General features: G+C 77.4%; 4 protein-coding genes. All 4 read left to right on the top strand.

Annotated features, from left to right (window positions below):
• The coding region (locus AC0CYZ_RS03955; RefSeq protein ID WP_472212548.1) for an NAD(P)/FAD-dependent oxidoreductase at window positions 1–470 on the top strand (470 nt) is incomplete at its 5' end.
• Entirely contained in the window at window positions 467–1,546 is a 1,080-nt protein-coding gene (locus AC0CYZ_RS03950) for a type III polyketide synthase (RefSeq protein WP_472212546.1), read from the top strand. The genes AC0CYZ_RS03955 and AC0CYZ_RS03950, both read left to right, overlap by 4 nt.
• Window positions 1,543–2,088 carry an isoprenylcysteine carboxyl methyltransferase family protein gene (locus AC0CYZ_RS03945; protein WP_472212545.1) on the top strand — a complete coding sequence of 182 codons (546 nt, stop codon included), beginning with the start codon at window positions 1,543–1,545 and terminating at the stop codon, window positions 2,086–2,088. Before AC0CYZ_RS03950 ends, AC0CYZ_RS03945 begins: the two co-directional genes overlap by 4 nt.
• On the top strand, window positions 2,085–3,131 hold the full coding sequence (locus AC0CYZ_RS03940; protein WP_472212543.1) for an NAD(P)/FAD-dependent oxidoreductase: 1,047 nt from the start codon (window positions 2,085–2,087) through the stop codon (window positions 3,129–3,131). Before AC0CYZ_RS03945 ends, AC0CYZ_RS03940 begins: the two co-directional genes overlap by 4 nt.
• Window positions 3,132–3,502 lie beyond the last annotated feature (371 nt).

Here is a 3,502-nt window from a genome sequence, read left to right as displayed (position 1 = left end):
GCAGCACCGCCGGCGGCGGCGACTGGGTCGCCCACCACCTGCCGCTGTCCGGGCCGCGCTGGCGCCCGCCGTCGGGACGGGTGCTGCTCGTCGGGGACGCCGCGGGGCTGGTGAACCCGGTGACCGGCGAGGGCATCTACTACGCCGTGGCCACCGGGCTCGCGGCCGGCCGGGCCGCCGCGGCGGCCCTCGCGCACGGGCGGCCGCGGGCCGCCGGCCGGGACTACGTGCGCGCCGCCCGCACGCACCTCTTCCCGCACCTGCGCCCCACCGCGGCGGCCGCGGCGCTGACCCGCAGCGGGTCGCTGCTCGCCGCCGGTCTGCGCGCCTCGGCCGCCGACCAGCAGGTCTTCGACGACCTCGTCGAGCTCGGGCTCGCCCGGGGCCGGATCACGCCCACGGTCGCGCGTGGGCTCGTCGGCGCCCTCCTGCGTCCGGGGACCACGGCGGTCGGGGAGGAGGCGGCGTGAGCGTGCGGGTCGTGAGCGTCCGGGGCGTGCTGCCGGAGCACCGGTACCGCCAGGACGAGATCACCGACACCTTCGCCTCGACGGTGCTCGCGGGCTCCAGCCGCGCGCTGGTCGACCGGTTCCACCGCAACGCCGGCGTCGAGGCCCGCCACACCGCGCTGCCGCTCGAGCGCTACGGCACGCTGCGCGACTTCGGCGAGTCCAACGACGCGTTCATCGCCGCCGGGGTCGAGCTCGGGGCCCGCGCGGTCGTCGAGGCGCTCGCGGCCGTCGGCCTCGCCCCCCGCGACGTCGACCTGATCGTCTCGGCCACCGTCACCGGGCTCGCCGTGCCGTCCCTCGACGCGCGGGTGGCAGCCCGCATCGGGCTGCGCGAGGACGTGGTCCGGGTGCCGATCGTCGGGCTCGGCTGCGTCGCCGGTGCGGCCGGGATCGCGCGGCTGTACGACTACCTCGTCGGGCACCCGGACGCGGTCGCGGTCCTCATGAGCGTCGAGCTCTGCTCGCTGACGCTGCAGCGCGACGACGCCTCGCTGCCCAACCTCGTCGGCAGCGGCCTGTTCGGCGACGGCGCCGCCGCGGTCGTCGCCGCCGGGGCGCACCGGGTCGAGGAACTGGCCGGCGCCGGAGGCGTGCAGCCCGAGGTGCTCGCGACCCGCAGCCGGCTCTACCCCGACTCGGAGCGCACCATGGGCTGGGACGTCGGCGCGGGCGGGCTGAAGATCGTCCTCGACGGGGCCGTGCCCGACGTCGTGCGGCGCTACCTCGGCGACGACGTGCGCCGGTTCCTCGCCGACCACGGCCTGGGGCACGACGACGTCGAGTTCTACGTCGCCCACCCCGGCGGCCCGAAGGTGCTCGAGGCGCTGCAGGACGCGCTCGAGGTCGACCGCGCGGCGCTCGCCGTCACGTGGGACTCGCTGCGCCGGATCGGGAACCTCTCCTCGGCGTCGGTGCTCCACGTGCTCGCGGACACCCTCGAGACCCGGCCGCCGCGGCCGGGCTCGATCGGGCTCATGCTGGCGATGGGTCCGGGGTTCTGCTCCGAGCTGGTCCTGCTGCGGGCGCCGGCGTGAACCGCACCGGGTACACGCTGCTCGTGGGCGCCGTCGGCGTCCAGCGCCTGGCCGAGCTCGCGATCTCGCGCCGCAACGCGGCCTGGGCGTTCGCGCGCGGGGGCGTCGAGACCGGCCGGGGCCACCTCCCCGCGATGATCGTGCTGCACACCGGCCTGCTCGTCGGGGCCGTCGCGGAGGTCCACCTCGCCCGCCGCCGCACCCGACCGGCGCTCGCCGCGACGATGCTCGCGCTGCTCGTCGGGTGCCAGGGGGTGCGGGCCTGGTGTATCGCCGCGCTCGGGCGGCGGTGGAACACCCGCGTGATCGTCCTGCCCGGCGTCGCGCCGGTGACCTCCGGGCCCTACCGCCACCTCGCGCACCCCAACTACGCCGCGGTCGTCGTCGAGGGCGTGGCGCTGCCGCTGGCGGGCTCGGCCTTCATCACGGCCGGGGTGTTCACCCTCGCGAACGCGGGCCTGCTCAGCGTGCGGATCCGGGCGGAACGTCACGCACTGCAGGAGGCGGCTGCCGCGGCGCCCGTCGGGACGGAGACCTCGTGAGCACGCGCCCGATCGACCTGCTCGTCGCCGGCGGCGGCCCGGCCGGGCTGGTCACCGCGCTGCACGCCGCCCGCGCCGGCCTCGACGTCGAGGTCTGGGAGCCCCGGCCCGGGGACGTCGACAAGGCGTGCGGCGAGGGCCTCATGCCCGGCGCGCTCGCCTCGCTGCAGGCCCTCGGCGTGGACCCGCCCGGCCGGGCGTTCGACGGCATCCGCTACGTCGGGTCGGGGCGCAGCGCCGACGCCGAGTTCCGCGCCGGACCCGGGCGCGGCATCCGCCGTACGACGTTGCACCGGGCGCTGCGCGAGGCCGCCCTCGACGCGGGCGCGCGGATCGAGCAGCGGGCGCTGCGGACGGTGACCCAGGACGGGGCGGTGGTGACCGCCGACGGGGTCCGGGCCCGGCACCTCGTGGCCGCCGACGGCCTGCACTCCCCGGTGCGCCGCATGCTGGGACTCGGCGCCGGGGCGGGCCGCCACCCGCGGTTCGGGTTGCGCCGGCACTTCCGCACCGAGCCCTGGTCGCCGTACGTCGAGGTCCACTGGGCCCCCGAGGTCGAGGCCTACGTGACCCCGGTCGGCGACGGTCTGGTCGGGGTGAACGTCCTCGCCGCCACCGGTGGCGGATCCTTCGACGACCGCGTGCGCGCGGTCCCCGGGCTGCCCGATCTGCTCGCCGGCGCCGAGGTGGTCGGCGACGTCCGGGGCGCCGGCCCGTTGTGGCAGGGGGCGCGCCGCCGGGTGGCGGGGCGGGTCCTGCTCGTCGGCGACGCCGCCGGGTACGTCGACGCGCTGACCGGGGAAGGCCTGGCCCTCGCGTTCGCCCAGGCCGGGGCGGCCGTGCGGGCGATCACCGACGGCGCCCCCGAGCGCTACGAGCGCGACTGGGCGCGGGTGACGCGGCGCTACCGGTGGCTGACGGCCGCGCTGCTGGTCGGGACCCGGCCGCGGTTCGTCCGGCGCAGCCTGGTGCCGGTGTCCCGGGCGCTGCCCCCGCTGTTCCGGGGTGCGGTCAACTCGCTCGCGGGCCCGGCCGGTCACTGAGGCGCGCCCCGCCGGGCGTCGGCGACCCTCCGCCCGGGAAGTGGTCGAGAGAACCGGGTCTCCGGGACCCGGTCCTCCATGATTTGTCGGCAATTCTGGACCACACGCCGCTCCACGAACCGTGCCGGCGGGCCGGGTTCGAGCTCCGGGGCGCCGGCATGATCGCGGATTCTGCGGCGGAACAGGTCACATCTGATGCATTCCGCCGCACGGATGTGGATCACCTCGGCATCGCTCGGAGAGCTGACACCTGACGCGGACCGCCGACGAGCCGCGCCGCGTCCGCTCCTCGGGCAGGGTGGAGCGCCATGAGCGAGAACGCCGGGGCCACGCCCGCGACCGACACGACGAGCGCGGACACGGTCCGCGCC

It is taken from the genome of Actinomycetospora sp. (assembly GCF_055612215.1).
The sequence above is the reverse complement of the archived record's forward strand: the minus strand, read 5'-3'. Positions and strand labels throughout refer to the sequence as shown.